Genomic DNA, 21679 nt, shown 5'->3' on the forward strand with positions numbered 1-21679 from the left:
CGCGCGACCGGCGCTGAGCCCCGGGCAAGGCGCATGGCTCGCCGTCAGGCAGGGTCGGCGCCGGGCCCGGCACCAGGGGGTGTCAGGCGGGCTCACCGCCAGGCTCGCCGTCGGGCTCGGGCAGCCAGTCCTCGGCCGGGTCGTACTCCAGCCAGCGGCTACGCCCCGCCTCCGCCGCGAGGGCGCCCAGCAGCGCGTCCACCCGGGGGTTGCCGCCGCACCACAGCAGCGACCAGGCGTACAGCGGCGTGGGCTCGACCAGCGGCACGGACCGGATCCCGGGGTCGTCGGGCAGCGGCACATCGGCCGGCATCAGCGAGAAGCGGCGCGGGTCGGCGGCAAGGTCGGCGAGGAAACCGTCCAGCCCCAGGTTGGTGCCCTCGGCATGCTGACGGATGCCGAACCGCTCGGCGAAGCGGTGCAGGAAGTCCAGCCGGTGCAGCGCCGCCGGGGTCCACAGCACGCTGTCCCGCAGCCGCTCGGGCCGCAGCGCGGGCTCGTCCGCGAGCGGATGGCCCGCGCTCAGGACGGCGTCCACCGGCTCCAGCCGCACCAGCCGGTGGGTCAGCCCCGCGGGCAGGGGCGGATGGACGCGGCCGAACGCGGCATCGATGTCGCCGCGCAGCAGCGCCGCCGCCACCGACGGCAGGTCACGCCCGTGTCCCAGCTCCAGCGGCGGTGCCCCGCTGCCCGCCGCCACCTGCGCCAGCGTCCGCATCGGCGCGTAGAGGTGCCCCCACACATCGACCCGCGGCGGCCGGCGCTCGTCCAGGACCGCGGCCACCGCCCGGTCCGCGGCGGCCAGCGCCCGCCGCGCCGGCTCCAGGAAGCGGCGCCCGGCACCGGTCGGCTCGACCCCGTGCCCGGTGCGCCGGAACAGCGCGGTGCCCAGCCCGGCCTCCAGGCGCGCGATCCGCTTGGACAGCGCCTGCTGCGAGATGGACAGCGCCTCGGCCGCCCGCCCGAAGTGCGACTCCTCGGCGGCCAGCACAAAGGCGCGGACCTGCGCCAGATCGAGATCCATGCCCCTCACCATAGGAGACAACCATCGGTTGTCGGCTCGGCCGGTCGGTTGTTGGATCGTCCCGCGCCCCCGCCGGTTGCATGAGCCGCATGAAGAGACTCATCCCCACGGGAGATCCGGCGCGCCCGGTCGAGTTCACCGAGGACGCCCCGCCCGTCCCGGCCCCCGACGAGGCGCTGATCCGCGTCGAGGCGTTCGCGCCGAACCGAGGCGAGACGTTCCTCCTGGAGCGGCCGAAGCCGGGCCTGATACCCGGCAAGGACATCGCCGGCCTGGTGGTGCAGGCGGCCGCCGACGGCTCGGGCCCTCAGGCCGGCACCCGCGTCGTGGGACACCCGCCCAAGGGCGGCTGGGCCGAATACGCGGCCGTGCCCACCCACTCGCTCGCCGAACTGCCCGACGCCGTCAGCTCCGTCGTCGCCGCGGCCCTGCCCCTGGCCGGCATCACCGCCCTCCGGCTGCTGCGCACCGCGGGCGGCGTCGCGGGCAGACGCGTGCTGCTGACCGGCGCCTCCGGCGGCGTCGGCCACTACCTCACCGAGCTGGCCGCCGGCGCGGGCGCGGAGGTCACCGTCGTGACCGCGACCCCGCAGCGCGCCGAGCGGCTGCTCGCCCTGGGCGCGGCGGCGGCCGTGCACGACGTGGCGAAGGCGGAAGGCCCGTTCGACGTGGTGCTGGAGTCCACCGGCGGCGCCGGGCTGCTGGCCGCGCTGTCCCACCTGACCGCCGGCGGGACGCTGATCTGGTTCGGCCAGGCCAGCCGCACCCCGGCGACGCTCGACTTCTTCGACTTCTTCAGCGGCCCGGAAGGCGCCTCGATCCGCCACTTCCACTACGCCGGGGCGCCGTACGACCGCGACCTGGCCACCCTGGTGCGGCTGGTGCGCGACGGGCGGCTCCATCCCGAGATCGACCGTACGGAGGACTGGGCGAAGACCGCCGAGACCCTGGTCGACCTGCGGGAGCGCCGGATCCGGGGCAAGGCCGTCCTCACCACGGGGGCTGTCACCACGGGGGTGCTGTCATGACCATCGCCGCCTTCTCTGCGGAGAACCTGACCCGCGCCGCCGGCGCCGGTCTCGACCTCCACGAATACCAGCGGGTCACCGACGGATTGACCTCGGTGGACGACTGGGGACCGGCGTTCACGCGGGCCGCCCGGCAGCACCTCGCCCGCGCGGAACAGGCCGCCTCCCCGGTCTCGGCGGGCGAGCACTACGAAACGGCGGCGCGCTGGTTCCACTTCGCCACCTTGGCCCCGCACCCGGACCAGGCCTCGGCCGCCGCCGAGGCCGACGCCGCCATGGGCCGTGCCTTGGAACTCCTGGAGCCCGACGCCCGCCGGCTGGAGGGGCCCGCCTTCGCCGGCTGGCTCCGTGGGCCCGCCGACGCCCCGGCCACCGTCCTCGTCGTGCCGGGCCTGGACTCCAGCAAGGAGGAGTTCCATCTGGTCACCTCGGCGCTGCTGCGCCGGGGCCTGGCCGTCTTCACCATGGACGGCCCCGGCCAGGGCACCCTCGCGGCCACCACCACGATCCGGCCCGACTACCACGAGGTGATCGGCCAGGTCGTGGACGCCCTCGGGGCCGACCGGGTCGGGCTGATCGGCCTGAGCCTGGGCGGTTATTACGTCGCGGAAAGCGCCGCCCACGACCCCCGCGTGGCCGCCGTCGCCACCGTGAGCGGCCCCTTCCGCCTCGACTGGCAGGCCTTCCCGCCCCCGCTCCAGGACCTCCTCGCCCGGCGCGCCGGAGGGACCGAAGCGGCCCGCGACTTCACCGCCCGCGTCGACCTGACCGACCTGGCACCCCGTATCGCCTGCCCGCTCCTGGTGGTCGACGGCGGCCGGGACGTCATCCCGGGAGTCACCAACGGCGAGCCGCTGGCCCGCCTGGCCCCGCGCGGCGACTGCCTGTTCGTCCCGCACGGCGAACACCTTCTCGGCAACGCCCTCGCGGACTGGCTGCCCGCGACCGCCGACTGGCTTTCGGCCGCGCTGGCCGATTCCCAGGCGGGACGCCGTCTGTCATAGTCCGGATCATGAAAGACATACGAAGACAGCAGGTGGGGCTGCTTCCCGGAGTCGCGCTGGCCGCCACGCTGCCCGGGATCACCCTCGACGAGACCGGCACCTCCTCGCTGTTCGGCTACATGTTCGCGTTCGTCCTCTTCGCGGGCATCAGCACCGCGATCTGGGCCACCCCCAAGGACCCGCACCAGGGCATCCTGCTGCCCATCCTGGCGATCATCGGCCTGATCCAGGACACGCTGGTGTGGTATCTGATCGCCTGGCTGTCCGACGTCCGCGTGGACAGCCTGTGGTGGGCGGTGGCCGGGGCGTTCGTGGTGCGGGCCTGCTGCTGGGCCGCCGTGTGGACCCTGCCGTCCGAGACGTCGAAGCCGCAGGAACCCACGGAGACATAGCGCCCCGGGGCGCCTTCGCGGTGAGCCGGTGGCTCAGCCGGCGGCGGCGCCGAACCACGTGGGCAGGTGGCCGAGCAGATCCTTCTGGTCGTCGCCCGCCCACGCCACGTGGCCGTCCGGCCGCAGCAGGACGGCGGGCACGTCCAGTTCCTCGCTGACATCCACGACGTGGTCGACCCGGTCCGCCCAGCCCGCCACCGACAGCCTGCCGGTCTGGTCGAGCAGCAGTCCACGGCCGCCGTGCATCAGCTCGTAGAGGCGACCGCCTTTCAGCGCCACGTCCCGCATCCGGCGGCCGAGCAGCTCATGCCCTTCACCGAAGTCGTAGCGGACCCCGATCGCGATGATCTTCTCGATCAGGTGGCGGTTCACCTCCTCGAAGTCCATCAGCTCGGCCAGCAGCCGCCGTACCGCCTGCGCCCCCGGCTCCGTGGACATCAGCTCCGCCTGCGCACGGGTGTTGTCCAGCACCTCGGCGGCCACCGGGTGCCGCTCGCTGTGGTAGCTGTCCAGCAGCCCCTCCGGCGCCCAGCCGCCCACCTCGGCGGCCAGCTTCCAGCCGAGGTTGAACGCGTCCTGAATGCCGACATTGAGCCCCTGCCCGCCCATCGGCGGATGGATGTGCGCCGCGTCCCCGGCCAGCAGCACCCGGCCGGTCCGGTAGCGCTCGGCCAGCCGGGTGCCATCGCCGAAACGGGACAGCCAGCGCGGTGAGTGCACACCGAAATCGGTGCCCGCGTACGCCCGCAACTGTCGCTTGAACTCCTCAAGCGTCGGCGGGACCGAGCGGTCCTCGGCCACCTTCTCGGCGGGCACGACGACGCGGTACACATCGTCCCCGAACGGCCCGACCCCGAACCTCAGATGGGTCTTGCGGACTTCGGCCACCACGGCGGCCACCGTCTCCTGCGGCACTGCCACCTGCATCTCACCCACCAGCGTGTCCGCCCTGGAGGGCTCCCCGGGAAAGCCGACGCCAAGCAGCCTCCGCACCGCGCTGCGGCCACCGTCACACCCGACGAGATAGCGCGAACTCAGCGACGCGCCATCGGCCAGTTCGACCGTCACCCCCTGCTCGTCCTGGCTCAGCCCCACCACCTCACATCCCCGCCGGATCTCGGCCCCCAGCTCGGTGGCACGCTCGGCCAGCAGGCGCTCGGTCACGGGCTGCCGGATGCCGAGGACGTACGGATGCGTGGTGTCCAGTCGGCTGGGCGACGGCTTGGTGATACCGGCGAAGAAACCCCCGAGCGGGTGCTGCTTGCCGTGCGCCAGGAACCGCTCCAGCAGCCCACGCTGGTCCATCACCTCGATGCTGCGCACGTGCAGTCCGAGCGAACGGACATACGTGACCGGCTCCGCCTCCTTCTCCAGCACGAGCACGCGCACGCCGTGCAGCCGCAGCTCACAGGCCAACATCAAGCCGGTCGGCCCGCCACCGGCGATGATCACGTCAATCACGAGAATCCCCCCATGTCACCCAAGTTCTGGTCTCGGCCGAGGATTCTGCGCCACGACGGGGGCCTTGCCGCAAGGCCCCCGTTGCGCTATAGGTTGATAGTGGCGGGGAGAGTGTTCTCCCCGCCTTTGTCGTCCCGGCGCTCAGCGCCTTCTGTATGGCCGGTTTTCAGCGGCGCGCGGCGAACACGACGAACTCGGCCCATGCGTCGGGGGCGACGGTGAGGATCGGGCCGGTGGTGTTCTTGCTGTCCCGGACGTGGACGGTGTCGGGACGGGTGGCGACCTCGACGCACTGGCCGCCCTCCCCGCCGCTGTAGCTGCTCTTACGCCAGTCCAGCGCGACCTCGACGCAATCGCCGCCTTCACTGCCGCTGTAGCTGCTCTTGAACCACACCAGCTCGCGTATGTCCCTGCTCATAGCTCCCCCAGCAACTTCTCGATGAAGATGGACGACTCTCGTGGATTGAGAGCCTGGGCCCGGATGATCCCATAGCGGGCGGCAATGATGTGGACTTCTTCCCGGTCAGTGAGCAGGGCGCTGCGCCCCTGACCTTCGAGATACGCGAGTTGCTCGCCCCCTTTGGGAGTCATCAGGGTGAACGGCCCGTCCAGGCCAGCACTGTCCTCCCGCCCCATGGGCATCACCTGGATCTCCACATTGCGCTTCTCTCCGACCAGGAGCAGGTGCTCCAACTGCCCACGCTGTACCTGCACCCCGCCAATCGGCCGCCGCAGCACCCACTCCTCGATGACGAAGCCCAAGAGGGGCGCGGGGCGCGCGCCGAAAATCGCCTGACGCTCCATCCGCGCGGCCACCCGCTGTTCGACGATCTCTTCATCCAGCAGTGGACGCCGCATCCCGAGTACGGCCCGTGCGTAGTCCTCCGTCTGCAGCAGCCCCTTGATCACATGCGTGTCGTACGCCTGCACCTCAGCAGCCACCGCCTCCAACCGCGCCGCATCGCGGAAGAACGCCGGATACCGCGCCTGCGCCAACTCCTCCTTCATCGCTGACAGGACGCCACCGGCGTCCAGCACCTCGTCCGCCTTGTCGACCAACTCCGGCTTGGGAATGCGCCGCCCGCACTCGACCGACGCCACCTGGTCCACGCTGTAACCGACCAGCGCGCCCAATTCCGCCCGCGTGAGCCCGGCCCGTTCCCGGAACAGCTTGAGCTGCTTGCCGAACCCCCTCAGAAACGCGGACCGCTCCGTACCTGCCATGTCACGCCCCTCCCATCGCACTTCGCGTGTTCGTACAGGCACTGTCCGTACACGCACGCTTCGTGGCCAGGCTAGGCAGGTCCCGCCAGGCTGACGCCCATGACGACCGAAAATGCCCCCTCACGAGCGACACGCCCGGAAGAGTTCCCTCCATCGCCCCGTGAGTTCGCCATGCGTTTCACCTCCACCCCGCGCGGCGCGCGCCTCGCTCGGCGGCTCGTGTCGCACCGGCTGGCCGCGTGGGGCTACCCGTACGATTCCGGCCCCAACGAGACCACCACGCTCATCGCGAGCGAGCTGGCCGCCAACGCCGTACGCCACGGCCGCGTGCCCGGGCGGGACTTCCACGTACGCCTGATCGCACCCCCCGCCGCCTCCGGCGCCGTGATCCGCATCGAGGTGTCGGACACTCGCGCCGAGAAGCTGCCCACCCTCACCACGGCGGGGCCGGACGCCGAAACCGGCCGTGGCCTGTACCTCGTCTCCCTGCTCGCCGAGCGCTGGGCCGTCGGGCCCCGCCCCGGTGGCGCGCCCGGGAAGACCGTGTGGGCCGAGGTCTCGACCGGCTCCAAACCGTCGGACTCCTGCTGACAGTCCGGTTTGCGGTGAGTATGAGACAACGACACGCCGACGCCATGGCGTGTCGCTGTCTCATACTCACCGCAAATCCGCCTGACGCCGCTTGAGAATGGATGTCGCGGTCAGCGCGACGACACGGTCCTCGTCATGGGACAGATCCGCGAGCGCACATGACGCCACCGCCCCCGGGATGTCCCCGAGCGCCTGGGTCAGCCGTCGCCGTGCGGACGCTCCGACCGTGTTGGAGGCGAGGCAGTCGAGGAGCCTGGCGGCGATGCGATCCGCCAGCGCGGGATCGCTCGCCAGCGCGCTCAGCGCGTCGGCCGCGTCGGCGTCGTTGGCCTCCTCGACGATCATGTCGAGGAGCGTCGGGACCGCGTCGGACGCTCCGCGCGGCCCCAGCGTAAGGGCGGCGTACCTGCGGACCGCGATGTCGGGGTGCGTGAGTGCGGCCCGCAAAAGCGCCGTCGCCTCGTCGTTCGGAATCTCGGCGATGCACTGGACGGCACGCTTCCGCACCTCGGCCACCGGTGAACCAAGACCCTCCGCCAGCAGCGCCAATCCGCCCTCGCCCGCTTGCGCCAGGGCCCATCGAAGGGCTCCGGCGACATGCGGGTCCGCCTCGTTCAGCGCCGCCTCGACCAGGGCTTCCACCGGCATCGGAACCTCTCCGGCCGAGGCCAGGGCCGCGCGCTGGCGCGTCCCGGCGCTCTCCGAACGCAAGGCCTGGAGGAGTGCGACGATCCGGAGGACGCCCTCCCAGTCGGCGGGTTCGGCGGCATCGATGCGACCGAGGCGCGTGAGCAGCTCCATCTCATCCGCGATGCGCTCCCGGGTCTGGCGGATGAGGTCGTTGACTAGCTCCGAGGGCGTGAAATGGGGGTCCTCCAGCGCGCGCCCGACTTCACGCAGCGAAAGCCCCAAGGACCGCAGGCTCTCGATGTGGAAGATCCGCCGGATGTCGTCGCTGGAATACTCCCGATAGCCGACCTCGGTACGGTCCGTCGGCCGCAGCAGGCCGAGCGACTCGTAATGTCTGAGCATCCGGGCGCTGACTCCGGACCGCTGTGCCACCTCACCGATCCGCACCCTGCCCAGCACCCCCCTGGCCGCTCACGCCGAGGGCCACGACGCGCTTCGCCTCCTCGATCGCGAACTCGAATCCGGCGTCCGGGTCGCGCAACAGCCGTTCCGTGGCCATCGCATGCTGACGCACACGAGGGTCGGGAGCCGTCATCGCGGCGCGCAGGGTCGGCATGATCACCTCGCCGAGCGCGATCAGCGCCCGGCTGAGGCTCAACTGCGTTTCCCTCTCGCCGCGCCCGAGCTGTGTCGCCAACACCCCGGCCAGCTCGGCCTCTTCCCCTTCGGGCACGAGCACGACCGCTGCCCGCCAGGCGGCCCGCGCCACCTCGTCGTCGGGGTCGGTCATGAGCGTCCGGGTGATCGCCGGCCACGCCTGCCGGTCCGCGATCTTGGACAGGGTGTGCAGCGCCTGGCTTCGTGCCTGCGCACGCTCCGAGCGGAGTTCGTCGATGAGCTTGGGGACCGTCAGCGATGGCGCGTGGCGGGTGAGGGCCCAGGTCAGCATTTCGCGCACGTAGAACTCGGGCTCGATCGCGCATCGTTCGATGAGCTTGTCGATGGCCTGCGGATCCGGGTTCGTGCCGACCGCCAGCGCCGCCTGCAGCCGCACCGACGGGCTGCTGTTCTCCAGCCCTTGGAGAGCGCGCATCGTGTTCCTGTCCCCTTTCGGCATGGTCCTCGGGTCCCGGGACCGCTTCCTTGGTCGCAGTGAACCCCTTGCCACTGTGTCAAGGTCAAGCGGCGCCACGGGATCACAGAGCCCGGTGGAGGGCTTCGCGTTGCGCCGGGCTGAGGCGGTCCCGTCGCGTGACGAGGGTGTACGTCCGGGGGCCGACGCTCCTCAGGGCGAGGGGATCGGCGATGGCCGGTTGCCGTCGGATGGCGTCCAGGGCGGCGGTGGCCCGGCCCTCGGGCCAGCCGAGCGCGGTGGCCAGCGTGGCGAGGGTGAGCGGCCGATCGGCGTGAATGAGGGCGGCCAGCACGGTCAGCGCGTCGTACACGGCGGTCGCGGTGAGGGTGCTGCCGCTCATCTGCTCGCTGAGCCAGCCGAAGAACCGGCCCATCGCGCCGAGCCGGGTGCCGGCGGTCGTGTCGGCGCCGAAGATCTCGATGCCACGCTGTGCGGCGGTCGCGATCTCGGAGTGTGCGCCGGTGTCGGCCTCCCATGCCCGAAGCCAGGCGTCGTTGTCGACGATGTACCGCTCGCGGCGCCCGCCGGGGTCCGGTCGGCGCACCACCAGTTCCATGGTTTCGAGGGTGCCGATGGACTTGGACACCGACGCGGGGCTGACCTGTAGCCGGCGCACCAGGTCGGCCGCCGTCAGGCCGTCGGCGTCAGCGGTGAGCAGGCAGACGAACACCCGGGAGGTCATCCGGGGCAGGCCGGTCGCGGCCAGCAGCGTCGCGAACTGGTCGAGGAAGCCGCGCACCACCTCGGGGGGCTGCTCGTCGGTTACCGGCCCGGCGGCCCGGGCCGGCTTGTGCCTGCGGGCACGGTGGTCGGAGACCCGCTGCGCGTGGTCGGCGACATAGTCGCCGGAGGCGCTGTTGCGTGCGACCTCGCGACTGATCGTGGAGGTCGGCCGGCCGAGCCGTCGGCCGATCTCGGCGTATCCGAGCCCTTCGGCCAGCCACGCCGCGATTCTCCGACGGTCCTCGTGGGTCAGCCTGCCTCCGGGCACCGATGCGGCTCCTCTCCTTGCGTTCAACAACAGTACATTGCAACGACTTGATTGAGGTAGTTGCATTCGTTCGCATGCCTGTTGCAACGATCCTGCTCTACAGGGGATTTCGGTCCTCAATTTTGTTGACGCAACCTGAAACGCAACGTAGCTTTTCGTCACCTGGAAAGTGAGGGACCCATGATCTACGTGATGGCCGTGTCGACGGTCTCGGACGACGGCAAGTTCTGGAGCGGGCTGAAGAAGGCACACGCCAACCTCCCCAAAGGCGCCACATGGAAGCTCGCGATCGCGAGCAAGGACGGGGCCACGGCGGTGAACGTCATCACCCACGACTCCCTCGACGGTGTCCGGGACTTCTTCGAGGCATACGCCGGCCCCTACGCCACGACGGAGTACCGCGAGGCGGACGCCGCGAACGCGGTCGGGCTCCCGCGATGACGCTCGACGTACCGCGCATCCGGGCCCGGGTCGCGGAACTCCTGGCGGAGTACGCCATCCCGAGCGCCGCGATCGGTGTGCTCCACGACGGAGAGCTGACCGAACTCGCGGTCGGCGTCAAGGACGTGGAGACGCGGGAACCCGCGACGACGGACACCGTCTACCAATGCGGCTCCATGACCAAGACATGGACCGCACTGGCCTTCATGCAACTCGTCGACGAGGGGAAAGTCGACCTCGACGAGCCGGTGCGCACCTATCTGCCCGGCTTCGCGGTGGCCGATCCCGAGGCAAGCGCCAAAGTCACCCCTCGCCACCTGCTGAACCACACCAGCGGCATCGAGGAAGCCTACGGCGACCCCGGCGAAGGCGACGACGTCTACGCGCGCATGGTCGAGAACATCGCCGACGCGCCCCAGGTCTTTCCGCTGGGCCGCACCCACGGGTACAGCGCGGCGCTGGGGTACGCGATTCTCGCGCGGATCCTGGAGGTGCGCGACGGCGCGTGCTGGAACGACGTCATGCGACGCCGCCTCTTCGAACCCATGGACCTGACCAGCACGAACAGTTGGCACGAGCAGGTGGACGAGGCCCGCGCCGCGACCGGGCACCTGCTCCGCTCCCTGGACGAGGGCCCCATCGTCACACCGGTGCGTCACCTGCCCCGTGCGTTCGGCCCCGGCGGAAACATCACCTCGACCACCCGGGAAGTGCTCGCCATGGCGCACCTCCTCCTCAACGACGGCACGGCGCCCAGCGGAAAGCGCATCGTCTCGGCCGAGAGTGTGCGGGAAATGCTGCGGTCGCGGGTGCCCGTGCCGGATCCCCATATGTTCGGGCCGGCCTGGGCACTCGGCCTCATCGTGTGCGACTGGCACGGCGAGACCGTCTACGCGACCGACGGCAGCACGATCGGCCAGAACGCCCGGCTACGGCTCCTGCCCGACTCGAACACCGCCATCACGATGCTGACCAACGGCGGGCCGAGGGACAGCTTCTACCGGGAGGTGTTCAACGAGATCCTGACCGACCTCGGCACGGTCACCGTCCCGGACCTGCCCGCACCGGACCCGGCGCTGAACCTCGACCCGACCAGGTACCAAGGCGTCTACGGGCGCCCTGGCGCACGGTACGAGGTGTCAGCCGACGGCGGAAGGCTGTACCTGACCCTGGTCCTCGATCCGATGCAGGCCGAGTTCCTCCAGAAGCCGGACCGCATCGGATATGAGTTGCTTCCGGTGAGCGAGACCCATTTCCTGATGCCGCCGGCGGATCCGTTGGAGGACACCCAGACGGTCACGATCTACGACTTCACGAACGGCGCCGCCCAATACCTCCACACCAACTGCCGGGTGCACCCACGGCAAAGCTGACCACGCGGTCAGGGCACGTCGGCGGCTTCGGGCTTGGGCTCGGGCTCCGACTCGGGCTGTGCGGCCTGCGGGGCAGGTGCGCGGGACGGGCGGGGGCGGGAGCGGGAGACGGCCACGCCGGCCAGGCAGAGCACGCCACCGAGGAGGGTCAGCCAGGCGGGCACCTCGTCGAGGAAGAGCCAGCTCAGCAGGACCACGATGGCGGGGACGGCGTATGTGGTGGCGCCCATCTTGCCGGCGGGGGTGCGGGCCAGGGCGTAGGTCCAGGTGGTGAAGGCGAGGGCGGTCGGCACCACGCCGAGGTAGAGCATGTTGAGCGTCGCGGAGGGCGGGGCCTTCGGGAGTTCGGTGGCCAGTTGCCCGGCGAAGGGCAGGCACGCCACCGTGCCGATCAGGCAGCTGTACGCCGTGACCTGGAGCGGGGTCCCGTACGCGAGGGCGGGCTTCTGGGCGACCACGCCGGTCGCGTACGCCACCGCCGCGAGGAGGCACAGCACCACCCCGAGCAGCGAGGTGCCGCCGCCGTGCCCGGAGGAGGTCGACAGGCCGACCACCACCGCCCCGCCGAAGGACACCGCCATCCCGGCGAGCAGCCTGGGCGGCAGCGCCTCGCCGAGGAGCCGCGCCGCGAGCAGCGCCATCAGGATGGGTCCGACGTTGACCAGGAGGGCCGCCGTCCCCGCGTCGACCAGGCGTTCGCCCCAGTTCAGCGCGACCATGTAACCGCCGAACCAGACCACCCCGGACACCAGAATGCCGCGCCAGGCGCCCCGGGGAGGCAGGCCCTCTCGGCGTATCGCCACGAGGAGGATCAGCACGAGCGAGGCGGCCAGCAACCGGCCAAGCGCGAGCGCGCCGGGAGAGTAGGCGGCGCCCGCGCTGCGGATGGAGACGAAGGCGGACGCCCAGGCGAACACGGAGAAGGTGGCGGCGCCGGCCGTGATGACGCCGGGCGAGAGGGGACGGGAGCTCATGCGGGCAGCCTAGGGGGCGAACATTTTGGTGTCCACCGAAATGTTCATCTGTTCGGCTGTTGCAATGGCTGACGCGAACGGGTGCCGTGACGGCTGTGGCGACGGTTGACGCGAGGGGTGCCCGGACGGGTGCCGTGACGGGTGTCGCAACGGCTGACGCGACCGCTGTCGCATGCCGGCCGGCTCAGCGCCAGGCGTCCGGCCCTATCCCCAGGAGCTCGCCGAAGGCCCGCTCCCCCGCGTCCGTCACCCGCAGGGCCCGCCCGCCCTCCTCCCGCCGCGCCACCCACTCCCGGCGCAGCGCCAGGGCGCACAGCCGCGCACCGGCCACCCCGCCCAGGTGGCGGCGGCGCTCGGTCCAGTCCAGGCACGAGCTGACGATCGGCCGGCCGCGCCGCTCGGTCCAGTCCAGGCGCGAGTCCACGGTCGGCCGGCGGCCCCCGTCGGCCAGGTCGACGCCCACCCGGGCGCACCACTCCAGCCCCGCGTCGGTCAGCTCGAACACCCCGTCCGCGCGCAGCAGCCCGCGCTCGGCCATGGCGTCGGTGACCGCCATGCCGAGCCGCCCCGCGAGGTGGTCGTAGCAGGTCCGCGCGCCGGCCAGCGGGTCGGGCGCGGCGACGACCGGCGCCGCGTGGGCCGCGTCCCGGCCGGGGATCGCGTGCGCGGCGAGCGAGTCGACGAGGCGCGCCGTTTCCGCGTCGGCGATCCGTACGTACGTACGGCGGCCCTGCCGTTCGGTCACACAGATCCCGGCCTCCAGCAGGCGGGCCAGATGCCCGCTCGCCGTGGAGGGCGCCACGCCGGTGATCCGGGCCAGCTCGCCCGCGCTCCAGGCGCGTCCCTCCAGCAGGGCCATGCAGATGGCGGCCCGGGTCTCGTCGGCGAAGGCGGCGGCGAAGGCGGCGAGGCGGGCGGCGGGGGGCGAGGCGTCGGTCACGCCTCCATCATGCCCCAATATTTCGGTGGGTGCCGAAGCTTGGCCCAGCGGCCCGGTGCCGCACAGCGCGGGGATGGCGCGGCTAGCCCTCGGGGGCAGCTGCCTCGATCTCGGCCAGGGCCAGCTCGAAGATCCGCTGCTCGTCCTCGGTCACCGGCACCTCCCACCGTCCGTTCTCCTTCGCGGCCTCCAGCCACTCGTGAATGATCACCTCGATGAGGTCCGGCACCCCCTGCCCCAACAGCATCTCGACCAACGGCCAGGCGTGCATCGTGACGGGAAACTTCGCCGCCCGGTAATGCGCCCTTGCTTCCCGCCATACCGTCCGCGCCGCATCCGGGCCCTCGACCTGGGCCGCGTCGTGGAGCAGACGGCACCAGCCGATGTCGATGCGATCCAGACAGCCGCTGAACTCACTGTCCCACGGGCTGATTTCGGCGACCTCGCGGAAGAGCGCGAGTGCCGGGCCCCGATCTCCGGCGGAGTAGCGCTCGTGCGCCTGCCCCAGCTTCGCGTCCAGCCGGCCCCGGGGCGTCGCCCCGTGCTCGGCCACATAGGCTTCCAACTTCGCCAGCTCGTCGCTGAGTTCGGCCGCGAGGCTCTGGATGTGTTCGGCGTACTCCCACAGCTCGGCGGTCTCGTCCTCGTCGATGCCGTGGGCCTCGGCTTGCCGCAACAGCTCCATGGCCCGGTCGCTGTCCTCGCTCATGTGGTCCGGGTCCGTGCCGTCTTCCAGGGAGTCCAGACAGGCGTACGCCCCGGCGAGCGCCAGCGCACCCCGAACGGTCTCGTCCACGGCGTCCACGGCGCCGGTCGCCAGGTGCGCCTCCACGGCCGACGCGACATCGGACCAGTACGTGGCGTCGTTCAGCTCTCCGGCGGGGGTGAAGAACGCGGTGAACTCCTGCGGCAGCTCTCCGGAGGTGATCATTGCGGTGACACGGGCGGGCACCGGCGGCAGGTCCATGAGTCTCCCTCAACGCGGTCTCAACGCGGTCTCAACGAGGTCGATCGGCGAGAGGGCCAGTCTCTCCCGGCAGAGGTCGCCGGGACCGCCCGAGCCCCCTGGGCCTCAGCAGCACTGCCAGGTGAACATCGCCCGCTCGAAGCGGCCCGCGGCCAGGTCGTCGGGGCGGATCAGCCAGTACAGCGCGCCGGCGTCGCCCCACATCATGTCCGCGTCCTCGTCGGAGTCGAACTGCGCGAGCAGCACCCAGCCCTCCGCCTCCTTCTCGATCCGCGGGTCCTCCCACGACACCTCGCGGCCGCCCAGCGCGCCATGCGCCACCACTATCTCCACGGCGGTCTGGACGGACTGGGCGTGGCCGCCGATCTGGTGCGCGGCACCGCTCTGGTGCTGCCACACCGCCCTCTGGAACGCGTCCGGAAGCTCGCCCTCGCCGAACGCGGCGGTCAGCGCGAGCGAGTCGAAGTCGGGGGCGCTCGGGGCGGTGTGGACCGTGAGGTCCACCACCGGGTAGGGGGTGATCCCCGCCGGCGCGGGCCGCTCGGGCGCGGCGGCGGACCCGGGCGGGAGGTGGAGGACGCGGGCGCCGGGCCAGGTGTCCGGGTCGGCGGTGTCGACGAGCGCGTCGTCGTCCTCGTCGCCGTAGTAGAAGAAGGCGAGGACGCCGTCCGCGGGCAGCGGTATGTCCAGCGCCTCCCCGGGCAGCGCGGCGCAGTCGACCGCCGCCACGAACGCCAGCGGCCCGTGCCCCTCCCACACCGGCCAGTCCACCCCGTCCGGCAGCCGGGGCAGTCCGCCGAGCCGGCCGACGACCGGATCGGCGGGCCCGGCCTTCCTGAGGTGCGCGGCCGGGCGCAGCAGCGCGGTCCAGCGGTCGGCGAGGTCTGCGGGCAGGTGGGCGTGGGCCAGGGTGTGCAGCGGGTCGGGCGCGGTGGTCATGCGGGCCATGATGCCGGGTGCGGCGCGCGCTCCCCCGTGGGGTCGGCGGGCAGGTCGGGAAGCAGGGCAGGGTGCACGTCGAGGAGCAGGTCAGGGAACAGATAGAGGAGCAGGTCAAGGAACCGTAAAGCGGGGAGGTTCGTTACCCGGGCATGACCGCTATGACTCCCGGCTCGAACCTCCCCCTGCCCGTCGCGCGCGTGGCGGTGGACGTCACCGCCCCGGTGCGGCTGGACGTGTCGGGCCTGCTGCTCACCGCCAACGGCAAGGTGCGCTCCGACGACGACTTCGTCTTCTACAACCAGCCCGCCGGCCCCGGCGTCACCCACCGGGCCGGGTCCGGCGGGGCGGGTGACACCATCACCGTCGATACGGCCGCCGTGCCGGGCGACATCGAGAAGATCGTGGTGACCGCGAGCCTGGACGCGCCCGGGGCGACGTTCTCGGGCACCGAGCCGACCGCCACCGTGCGCGGCGCCGACGACGGCGCCGTGATCGCCACCTTCACCCCGCCGCGGCTGGGCTCCGAGACGGCGCTGGTGGTCGTCGAGGTGTACCGGCGCAATGGCGCGTGGAAGGTCCGCGCGGTCGGGCAGGGCTATGCCAACGGGCTGGCGGGCATCGCCACGGACTTCGGCGTGACGGTGGAGGAGCCCGCCGCGCCCGCGGCCCCCGCCGCCGCGCCCGCGGCCCCCGCCGCCGCGCCCGTCCAGGCTCCGCCGCCCTCCGGCCCGCCCGCCGGTTTCCAGCCCCCGCCCATGCCCACCGCCCCGCCGCCCGCTCCCCCGGCCGCCGCCGCTCCCGCGCCCGGCGCCGGGAAGATCAATCTCGACAAGGGCCGCGTCAATCTGCAGAAGAACCAGACCGTGTCGCTGGTCAAGGGCGGCCGGCCGCTGCTGACCTCGGTGAAGATGGGCCTGGGCTGGGAGCCCGCCTTCCGCAGCAAGGACATCGACCTGGACGCGTCCGTGATCGCCTTCGGCGTGGACCGCAAGAAAATCGACGCCTGCTTCTTCGGCAAGCTCGCGATCCTCAATGGCGCGATCCAGCACTCCGGCGACAATCTCACCGGCGAGGGCGGCGGCGACGACGAGACCATCACGGTCCACCTCGGCGGGCTGCCGCCGGAGGTGACCGGCCTGGTCTTCACGGTCAACTCCTTCTCCGGCCAGAAGTTCACCGATGTCGCCAAGGCCTACTGCCGGCTGCTGGACGCGGGGACGGGCGAGGAGCTGGTCCGCTTCGACCTGACCCACTCCGAGCCGCGCACGGGGGTCATGATGGCCAAGTTCATCAAGCAGTTCTCGGGCGAGTGGGAGATGACCGCGATGGGCGAGTACGTGGACTCCCGTACGGTCCGTGGCATGGTCAAGCCCGCCGGCCGGGCGCTCTGAGGATGCCGTCGGCCGCCGGGGAGGCAGTGGTCGCGGTGCGCCGGAATGCGCTGGGGCTGACGCCTCGGACCCGTTTGAACGCCGCGCTGAAGCCGAACGGGTCGGCGTAACCCATCGCGCGGGCGACATCCGCGAGGGTCGCGGCCTCCTGTTCGAGCAGGAGGTCTGCCGCGAGCGTCATGCGCCAGCGGGTGAGGTAGGTCAGCGGCGGTTCGCCGACCAGGTCGGCGAACCGCTTGGCCAGCGTCGAACGCGACACTCCGATGCGCTCGGCCAGCGCGGCGACCGTCCATGGAGCCGCGGGTTCGGCGTGCAGCAGGCGCAGCGCGGCGCCGGCCACCGGGTCCCGCTGGGCGGCCCACCAGGCCGGGGGCTCGCCGCCGGGCCGGTCGAACCACTCGCGCAGCGTGCAGACCAGCATCCAGTCCAGCAACCGGTCGAGTACTGCCTGCTGGCCCGGGGCGTCGACGGTGACCTCGGCGGCGAGATGGTCCAGCACGGCGTCAGCCGTTCCCCCGCCGCCCACGCGCAGCACGACGGGCAGCGCGTCCAGCAGTCGGCGGCTGATCTCGCCGTGCACGGGATAGGCGCCGACGATCAGGGTCGTCGCACCGCCGCCGGCACCGGCGTCCCCGCCGGGGTCGTTCCAGCCGCGCCGGTGCCGCATCCCACCCTGCTCGGGCGTCGCGCAGTGTTCGCCGCACGCGATCGGTTCGGCCAGGGTGCCCGGCTCGTCGACGAAGGTGAACGTCGCGGGGCCGCGCACGACGAGCGTCTCGCGGGCGCGAAGCGGCTCGGGCGGACGGTGCTCCGGCACGATCCAGCCCGCCCCGGTGAGGACGGTGCACAGGGTCAGCGGCGCGCCGTCCACGAAGTGGAGTGCCCAGGGCGGGGACAGGGTCGAGCTGCCGAACAACGAACCGTGGGCTCGCACCCCACGGATCAGGTCACTGAACACGTCCACCTCAGCGAGGTTAGACGAATACGCAGGCGATTCGGCTTCCTGCCCATGGGATCGTCCAAGTCGGCCGTGTTCAATCGCGTCTGAAAGAACTTCGATGACAACGGAAGGGCTGTGATGAGCACCGACGCCAGTTCGCTGACCGCCCAGGACCTCGAGTTCCTCCGACGCCCCCTGCACGGGTTCCTGTCCGTGGCCGCGGGGCCACTGCCGCCACAGCCCCGGCCGGTGTGGTTCGAGGCCACCGCCGAGGGCACGATCCAGCTGTTCACCGCCCCCGACTCGCTCAAGGTGCGGCGTCTGCGCCGCGACCCCCGCGCCTCGATCGTCGTGGCCGCCCCGGTGGGGGAACCCGAGCGCTGGCTGTCGGTCGCCGGCCGCACCACGGTGGAATCCGACGGAGCACACGACCTGTGCGGCCGTCTGGCCGCTCGCTACTGGGACCTCGGCGACCCGGCCCGCGCCGACACCCTCTCCGAGATGCTGGCCGCGGACTGGGTTCGTCTCGTCATCCACCCGGAGACCGTGAGCCGCTACGCGTTTTGACGCTCCGTACTTCCCTGGCGACCCGAAGACCTGGCGACCCGAAGACCTGGGAGACCGAAGACCTGGGGGCCCGGGCCGGAGCGCCGAAGAGGGAGGAGGATCGGCGCTCCGGCCCGGCCCGTCCCATAGCCCGTACAACGAGCGAGGGCCCCGGAAGTGACGCGGCCCGCCCCCGCAGGACACGGGGGCGGGCCGGACCGGGGCCGGAGCGGGGCCGGACCGGGCCGGAGCGGGCCGGGCCGCGGGTCAGCCGCGGGGGCGCTGGCGGCGCCAGGGGCCGGTGATGGCGAGCATGATGCCCGGGGTCTGGATGTTGGCGTACAGGGTGTCGCCGTCGGGCGAGAAGCAGACGCCGGTGAACTCGCTGTACTCCGGCTCCTCCTTCGTGCCGATGTTCAGCTCGTTGCGCGCGATCGGGTAGGTGCGGCCGTCGTCCGTGGCGCCGAAGAGGTGCTGGACGCCCTCGCCGTCCTCGGCGATGACCAGGCCGCCGTAGGGCGAGACGGTGATGTTGTCGGGGCCGTCGAAGGCGCCGTCCTCGGCCGGGTCGGGGTTGACGCCCAGCAGCACCTTGAGGGTGAGGGTGCGCCGCTTCGGGTCGTAGAACCAGACCTGGCCGTCGTGCGCCACCGGGCTTTCCTCGCGGGCGTACGAGGAGACGATGTACGCGCCCCCGTCGCCCCACCACATGCCCTCCAGCTTGCGCGCGCGGGTGACCTGGCCGGCGGTGAACTGCTTGCGCACGGAGACCGTCCTGGCGTCGCGGTCGGGCACGTCCACCCAGTCGACGCCGTAGACCGTGCCGGTCTTGGTGGCGCGCGAGAGGTCGTCGACGAAGTTGCCGCCGGCGTCGAAGCACTTGGGGGCCTGGAGCACGCCCGCGTCGTCGGCGAGCGTGCGCAGCTTGCCCCGGCCGTGCTCGAAGCCGCGCGGCGGCACCCAGCGGTAGAAGAGGCCGTTCGGGCCGGAGGCGTCCTCGGTCAGGTAGAGGTGGCCGCGCTTGGGGTCGACGACGACGGCCTCGTGGGCGTAGCGGCCCAGCGCCTTGATCGGCTTCGGGTCGCGGTTGGCCCGGCGGTCCAGCGGGTCGACCTCGAAGACGTAGCCGTGGTCCTTGGTCATGCCGTTCTTGCCGGCCTTGTCCTCGGTCTCCTCGCAGGTGAGCCAGGTGCCCCAGGGGGTGCTGCCGCCCGCGCAGTTGGTGGAGGTGCCGGCGATGCCCACCCACTCGGTGACGTGGTCGCCGTGCTTGGAGACCTCGACGACGGTGCAGCCGCCGGAGGCCGCCGGGTCGTAGACCAGGCCCTCGACGAGCGGCACGGGGTGCGGCCAGTCGGCCCGCGGGCCCTTCAGCTCGTGGTTGTTGACGAGCAGCGTGGCGCCGCGGGTGCCCCGGAAGGTGGCGGTGCCGTCGTGGTTGGAGGGGGTGGACTCGCCCGACTCCAGCGTGGTCTGGCCGGTGCGGGTGATGACCCGGTAGCTGAATCCGGCGGGCAGGGCGAGGATGCCCTTCGGGTCCGCGACGAGCGGGCCGTAGCCGAGCCGGGAGCCGCCGTGCTGGGCCGCGTCCGTGGCCTCGGCCGCCGTCGGCTCGGCGGCGAGCGCGCCGGGGGCGGTGGCGAGCACCCCGGCGCTGCCGACGAGGGCGACCCCGGCCCCGGTGTACGCGGAACTCTTCGCGAAGTCTCTGCGGGTGAGCGGCATCTTTCATCTCCTGAATGGCCAGATCTGTCCACCGACTGCGGGCATACGCTCCCGCTCCTGACCGAACAGCAGTTGAACTGGACGCGACATCAAAGGACCGATTGGCGCCGTCGGTCTGAACCTCTGGCGCCGTCCTCCGGGCCGGTGACCACCGCGGCCACCGCCCCCGCTGAGGTGTCAGGCGCGCGAACGCGCCTTGAAAGCCGCCTTCCGCGCCTGCTTCGCGGCCTTCTTGTCCGGGTGCAGCCGCCCCATCGCCTCCAGCACCTCGGCGGTCGCCGGGTGGTCCACCCGCCACGCCGAGTCGAAGAAGCTCCCCGACTGCTCGACCAGGCCGCGCACCAGGTCGCGCAGTTCCACGGAGTCGCCGTCCGCGGCGAGCTGGGCCGCGATGGTGTCCACCGTCAGCCAGAACACCATCTCCTCGGACGGCTCCGGGATGTCGGGCATGGCGCGCTCGGCCAGCCACACCCGGGCGAGGCCGCCGAGGTGCCGGTCGTCCAGCACCTCGCGCAGCGCGGGCTCGGCGGCGGCTCCGACCAGCGAGAGCGTCTGCTGGCAGGCCAGGCGGCGCAGGGGCGCGCCCGGATCGTCGCCGCGGGCGGCGGCGAGCAGCTCGCGGGCGGCCTCGTCGGGCGTACGGCGGGCCAGCCACTGCTCGGCCTCGGCGCGCGCGGCCGGTTCCGGGTGTCCGGGCAGGGCGTCCAGCAGGACCTCGGCACCCTTGCCGGCCAGGTCTCCGACGGCCGGGGCGTCGATGCCGGCGTCGAGCATGCGGGTGCGTACGCCGAAGACGCCGAGCGGGGTGAGCCTGACCATGCCGTACCGGGAGACGTCCTCCTCATCGGGGCCGTGCGGCGACTCGGCGGTCTCGGGGAAGCGGCCCTCGCCGTCGACCTCCTCGATCAGCGCCTCGTCCACGGGCTGGTACTCCACCAGGCCGGTCGGCTCCAGCATCCGGAACTGGTCGTCCAGGCGGACCATCGCCTCGGAGATCTCTTCCAGGATGTCGTCGGTGGGCTCCTCCATGTCGTCGGGGACGATCATGGCGGCGGCGAGGGCGGGCAGCGGCACAGCGCGGCCGGAGTCCTGCTCGTCCAGGGCGGTCAGCAGATACAGATTGCCCAGCACCCCGTCCAGGAAGTCGGCCTCCTCCTCAGGGTTCCAGTCGATCCCGTCGAGGTCCAGCTCGCCGTCCTCGCCGATCTGGTCGACGATCTCGGCGAGGTCGGGGGCCGCCGCGTCGGCGAGTACGGTCTCGAAGCCGCCGAGCCAGATGTCCAGGACGTCCCGCGGGCTGCCCTCGGTGATCAGCCGCAGCTCCTGGCCGGGGGTGGCCACGCCCGTGGTCTCCTCCCCGCCCGCATCCCCGTCCCCGTCCGCCTCCTGACCGGCGGCCGCCTCCTCAGCGGGCTCCCGGACCTCGATCAGCCCGGTGTCGACGGCCAGCTGCCAGGCCTCCGCCACATACCCCGGGCCCTCCTCGTCGGCCCCGAGCCCCAGGTGCTCGGCCGCCGCCCGCAGGTCGGGCTCGGTCAGCACGCCGCCCGCGGCGACCGGCCTGCTCGGCCCGGCCCAGCGGGCGAGCCGGACCGCGCGGGCCAGCAGCGGGGCGGTGAGCGCGTCGCGGGCGAGTTCGGCCTCGGAGTGGAGCCGCACGGGCGGCATGGTGGGGCGGTCTCCGGGCATCGGCGGAGTCAACTCCTCGGGAGCGGGACGAGACGGATGAAACGGATCAGGCGAATGAAGCGGACGAGACGGATGAACGAGAGGCACGGGGGTGGAGCGGGTCTGGAGGGCACAGCGCCACGGGCGCGACCGGTCCCAGCCTAGACGGAAGGCGGGGCCGGTTTCGTCCCGATGTGGCGCCGAGGGGGCACCGGCCCGCTGTTTCGGCCATCGCCCCACGCTTTCGGCCACCGGCCCGGCGGTCGGCACCGGCGGTCGGGACCGGCGCCCG

22 protein-coding genes are annotated in these 21679 nt (G+C 72.2%); 8 read left to right on the forward strand and 14 right to left on the reverse strand.

Annotated features, from left to right (window positions below):
* Window positions 1-82: 82 nt before the first annotated feature.
* Window positions 83-1024 (reverse strand): LysR family transcriptional regulator, encoded by a 942-nt coding sequence (locus ABFY07_RS15765; RefSeq protein WP_346175106.1) that lies wholly within the window; start codon window positions 1022-1024, stop codon window positions 83-85.
* 89 nt (window positions 1025-1113) lie between these two features.
* Here ABFY07_RS15765 and ABFY07_RS15770 point away from each other — a divergent pair, with 89 nt between their 5' ends.
* From ABFY07_RS15770 to ABFY07_RS15780, 3 genes are read left to right on the forward strand one after another with little or no spacing between them, the layout of a single operon-like run.
* A complete protein-coding gene (locus ABFY07_RS15770) occupies window positions 1114-2052 on the forward strand; it encodes a zinc-binding dehydrogenase (protein ID WP_346175107.1) in 939 nt (312 codons plus the stop codon).
* Window positions 2049-3056, forward strand: a complete 1008-nt coding sequence (locus ABFY07_RS15775) for an alpha/beta hydrolase family protein (protein WP_346175108.1) — start codon at window positions 2049-2051, stop codon at window positions 3054-3056. Before ABFY07_RS15770 ends, ABFY07_RS15775 begins: the two co-directional genes overlap by 4 nt.
* Before the next feature lie 8 nt (window positions 3057-3064).
* A complete protein-coding gene (locus ABFY07_RS15780; protein WP_346175109.1) occupies window positions 3065-3448 on the forward strand; it encodes a hypothetical protein in 384 nt (127 codons plus the stop codon).
* Between the two features lie 33 nt (window positions 3449-3481).
* Here ABFY07_RS15780 and rox read toward each other — a convergent pair whose 3' ends face one another.
* The 3 genes from rox to ABFY07_RS15795 form a co-directional block, all read right to left on the reverse strand.
* The gene (rox, locus tag ABFY07_RS15785; RefSeq protein WP_346175110.1) at window positions 3482-4909 is read right to left on the reverse strand and encodes a rifampin monooxygenase; all 1428 of its coding nucleotides are present in this window, start codon (window positions 4907-4909) and stop codon (window positions 3482-3484) included.
* Window positions 4910-5075: 166 nt separating this feature from the next.
* Window positions 5076-5327, reverse strand: a complete 252-nt coding sequence (locus ABFY07_RS15790) for a DUF397 domain-containing protein (RefSeq protein WP_346175111.1) — start codon at window positions 5325-5327, stop codon at window positions 5076-5078.
* The gene (locus tag ABFY07_RS15795) at window positions 5324-6133 is read right to left on the reverse strand and encodes a helix-turn-helix domain-containing protein (RefSeq protein WP_346175112.1); all 810 of its coding nucleotides are present in this window, start codon (window positions 6131-6133) and stop codon (window positions 5324-5326) included. Before ABFY07_RS15795 ends, ABFY07_RS15790 begins: the two co-directional genes overlap by 4 nt.
* 171 nt (window positions 6134-6304) lie before the next feature.
* On the opposite strand from ABFY07_RS15795, the gene ABFY07_RS15800 reads away from it, so the two are divergent.
* Window positions 6305-6724, forward strand: a complete 420-nt coding sequence (locus tag ABFY07_RS15800) for an ATP-binding protein (protein WP_346175113.1) — start codon at window positions 6305-6307, stop codon at window positions 6722-6724.
* Window positions 6725-6790: 66 nt separating this feature from the next.
* Here the strand turns inward: ABFY07_RS15800 and ABFY07_RS15805 are convergent, their stop codons facing one another.
* The 3 genes from ABFY07_RS15805 to ABFY07_RS15815 all read right to left on the reverse strand — a co-directional run bounded on the left by ABFY07_RS15805 (window position 6791) and on the right by ABFY07_RS15815 (window position 9480).
* Window positions 6791-7801 carry a MerR family transcriptional regulator gene (locus ABFY07_RS15805; protein WP_346175114.1) on the reverse strand — a complete coding sequence of 337 codons (1011 nt, stop codon included), beginning with the start codon at window positions 7799-7801 and terminating at the stop codon, window positions 6791-6793.
* Window positions 7788-8447, reverse strand: coding sequence for a HEAT repeat domain-containing protein (locus tag ABFY07_RS15810; protein ID WP_346175115.1), 660 nt, complete (start codon window positions 8445-8447; stop codon window positions 7788-7790). Before ABFY07_RS15810 ends, ABFY07_RS15805 begins: the two co-directional genes overlap by 14 nt.
* 103 nt (window positions 8448-8550) lie before the next feature.
* Complete coding sequence (locus tag ABFY07_RS15815; protein ID WP_346175116.1) at window positions 8551-9480, reverse strand: GbsR/MarR family transcriptional regulator; 930 nt, start codon at window positions 9478-9480, stop codon at window positions 8551-8553.
* Between the two features lie 180 nt (window positions 9481-9660).
* Between ABFY07_RS15815 and ABFY07_RS15820 the strand changes: the two genes are divergently transcribed.
* Window positions 9661-9921, forward strand: a complete 261-nt coding sequence (locus tag ABFY07_RS15820) for a hypothetical protein (protein ID WP_346175117.1) — start codon at window positions 9661-9663, stop codon at window positions 9919-9921.
* On the forward strand, window positions 9918-11294 hold the full coding sequence (locus tag ABFY07_RS15825; protein WP_346175118.1) for a serine hydrolase domain-containing protein: 1377 nt from the start codon (window positions 9918-9920) through the stop codon (window positions 11292-11294). Before ABFY07_RS15820 ends, ABFY07_RS15825 begins: the two co-directional genes overlap by 4 nt.
* A gap of 8 nt (window positions 11295-11302) precedes the next feature.
* On the opposite strand, the gene ABFY07_RS15830 is transcribed toward ABFY07_RS15825, so the two are convergent.
* The 4 genes from ABFY07_RS15830 to ABFY07_RS15845 form a co-directional block, all read right to left on the reverse strand.
* Window positions 11303-12268, reverse strand: a complete 966-nt coding sequence (locus tag ABFY07_RS15830) for a DMT family transporter (RefSeq protein ID WP_346175119.1) — start codon at window positions 12266-12268, stop codon at window positions 11303-11305.
* A gap of 184 nt (window positions 12269-12452) precedes the next feature.
* Window positions 12453-13208, reverse strand: coding sequence for an ArsR/SmtB family transcription factor (locus ABFY07_RS15835; RefSeq protein WP_346175120.1), 756 nt, complete (start codon window positions 13206-13208; stop codon window positions 12453-12455).
* Between the two features lie 82 nt (window positions 13209-13290).
* Window positions 13291-14175 carry a hypothetical protein gene (locus ABFY07_RS15840; protein WP_346175121.1) on the reverse strand — a complete coding sequence of 295 codons (885 nt, stop codon included), beginning with the start codon at window positions 14173-14175 and terminating at the stop codon, window positions 13291-13293.
* Between the two features lie 105 nt (window positions 14176-14280).
* On the reverse strand, window positions 14281-15114 hold the full coding sequence (locus ABFY07_RS15845; RefSeq protein WP_346175122.1) for a YwqG family protein: 834 nt from the start codon (window positions 15112-15114) through the stop codon (window positions 14281-14283).
* A 161-nt stretch (window positions 15115-15275) separates the two neighbouring features.
* Here ABFY07_RS15845 and ABFY07_RS15850 point away from each other — a divergent pair, with 161 nt between their 5' ends.
* The gene (locus ABFY07_RS15850; protein WP_346175237.1) at window positions 15276-16508 is read left to right on the forward strand and encodes a TerD family protein; all 1233 of its coding nucleotides are present in this window, start codon (window positions 15276-15278) and stop codon (window positions 16506-16508) included.
* Here ABFY07_RS15850 and ABFY07_RS15855 read toward each other — a convergent pair.
* Window positions 16483-17472, reverse strand: a complete 990-nt coding sequence (locus tag ABFY07_RS15855) for a cupin domain-containing protein (RefSeq protein ID WP_346175123.1) — start codon at window positions 17470-17472, stop codon at window positions 16483-16485. The two genes, ABFY07_RS15850 and ABFY07_RS15855, sit on opposite strands and share 26 nt — an antisense overlap.
* A 114-nt stretch (window positions 17473-17586) precedes the next feature.
* Here ABFY07_RS15855 and ABFY07_RS15860 point away from each other — a divergent pair, with 114 nt between their 5' ends.
* Window positions 17587-18015 (forward strand): pyridoxamine 5'-phosphate oxidase family protein, encoded by a 429-nt coding sequence (locus ABFY07_RS15860; RefSeq protein ID WP_346175124.1) that lies wholly within the window; start codon window positions 17587-17589, stop codon window positions 18013-18015.
* Between the two features lie 246 nt (window positions 18016-18261).
* On the opposite strand, the gene ABFY07_RS15865 is transcribed toward ABFY07_RS15860, so the two are convergent.
* Together ABFY07_RS15865 and ABFY07_RS15870 are read right to left on the reverse strand one after the other, a co-directional pair.
* On the reverse strand, window positions 18262-19719 hold the full coding sequence (locus ABFY07_RS15865) for an alkaline phosphatase PhoX (RefSeq protein WP_346175125.1): 1458 nt from the start codon (window positions 19717-19719) through the stop codon (window positions 18262-18264).
* A gap of 177 nt (window positions 19720-19896) precedes the next feature.
* The gene (locus ABFY07_RS15870) at window positions 19897-21408 is read right to left on the reverse strand and encodes a hypothetical protein (protein ID WP_346175126.1); all 1512 of its coding nucleotides are present in this window, start codon (window positions 21406-21408) and stop codon (window positions 19897-19899) included.
* Window positions 21409-21679: the final 271 nt, after the last annotated feature.

The organism is Streptomyces sparsogenes subsp. cuspidosporus (assembly GCF_039532705.1).
Lineage (GTDB): Bacteria > Actinomycetota > Actinomycetes > Streptomycetales > Streptomycetaceae > Streptomyces > Streptomyces sparsogenes.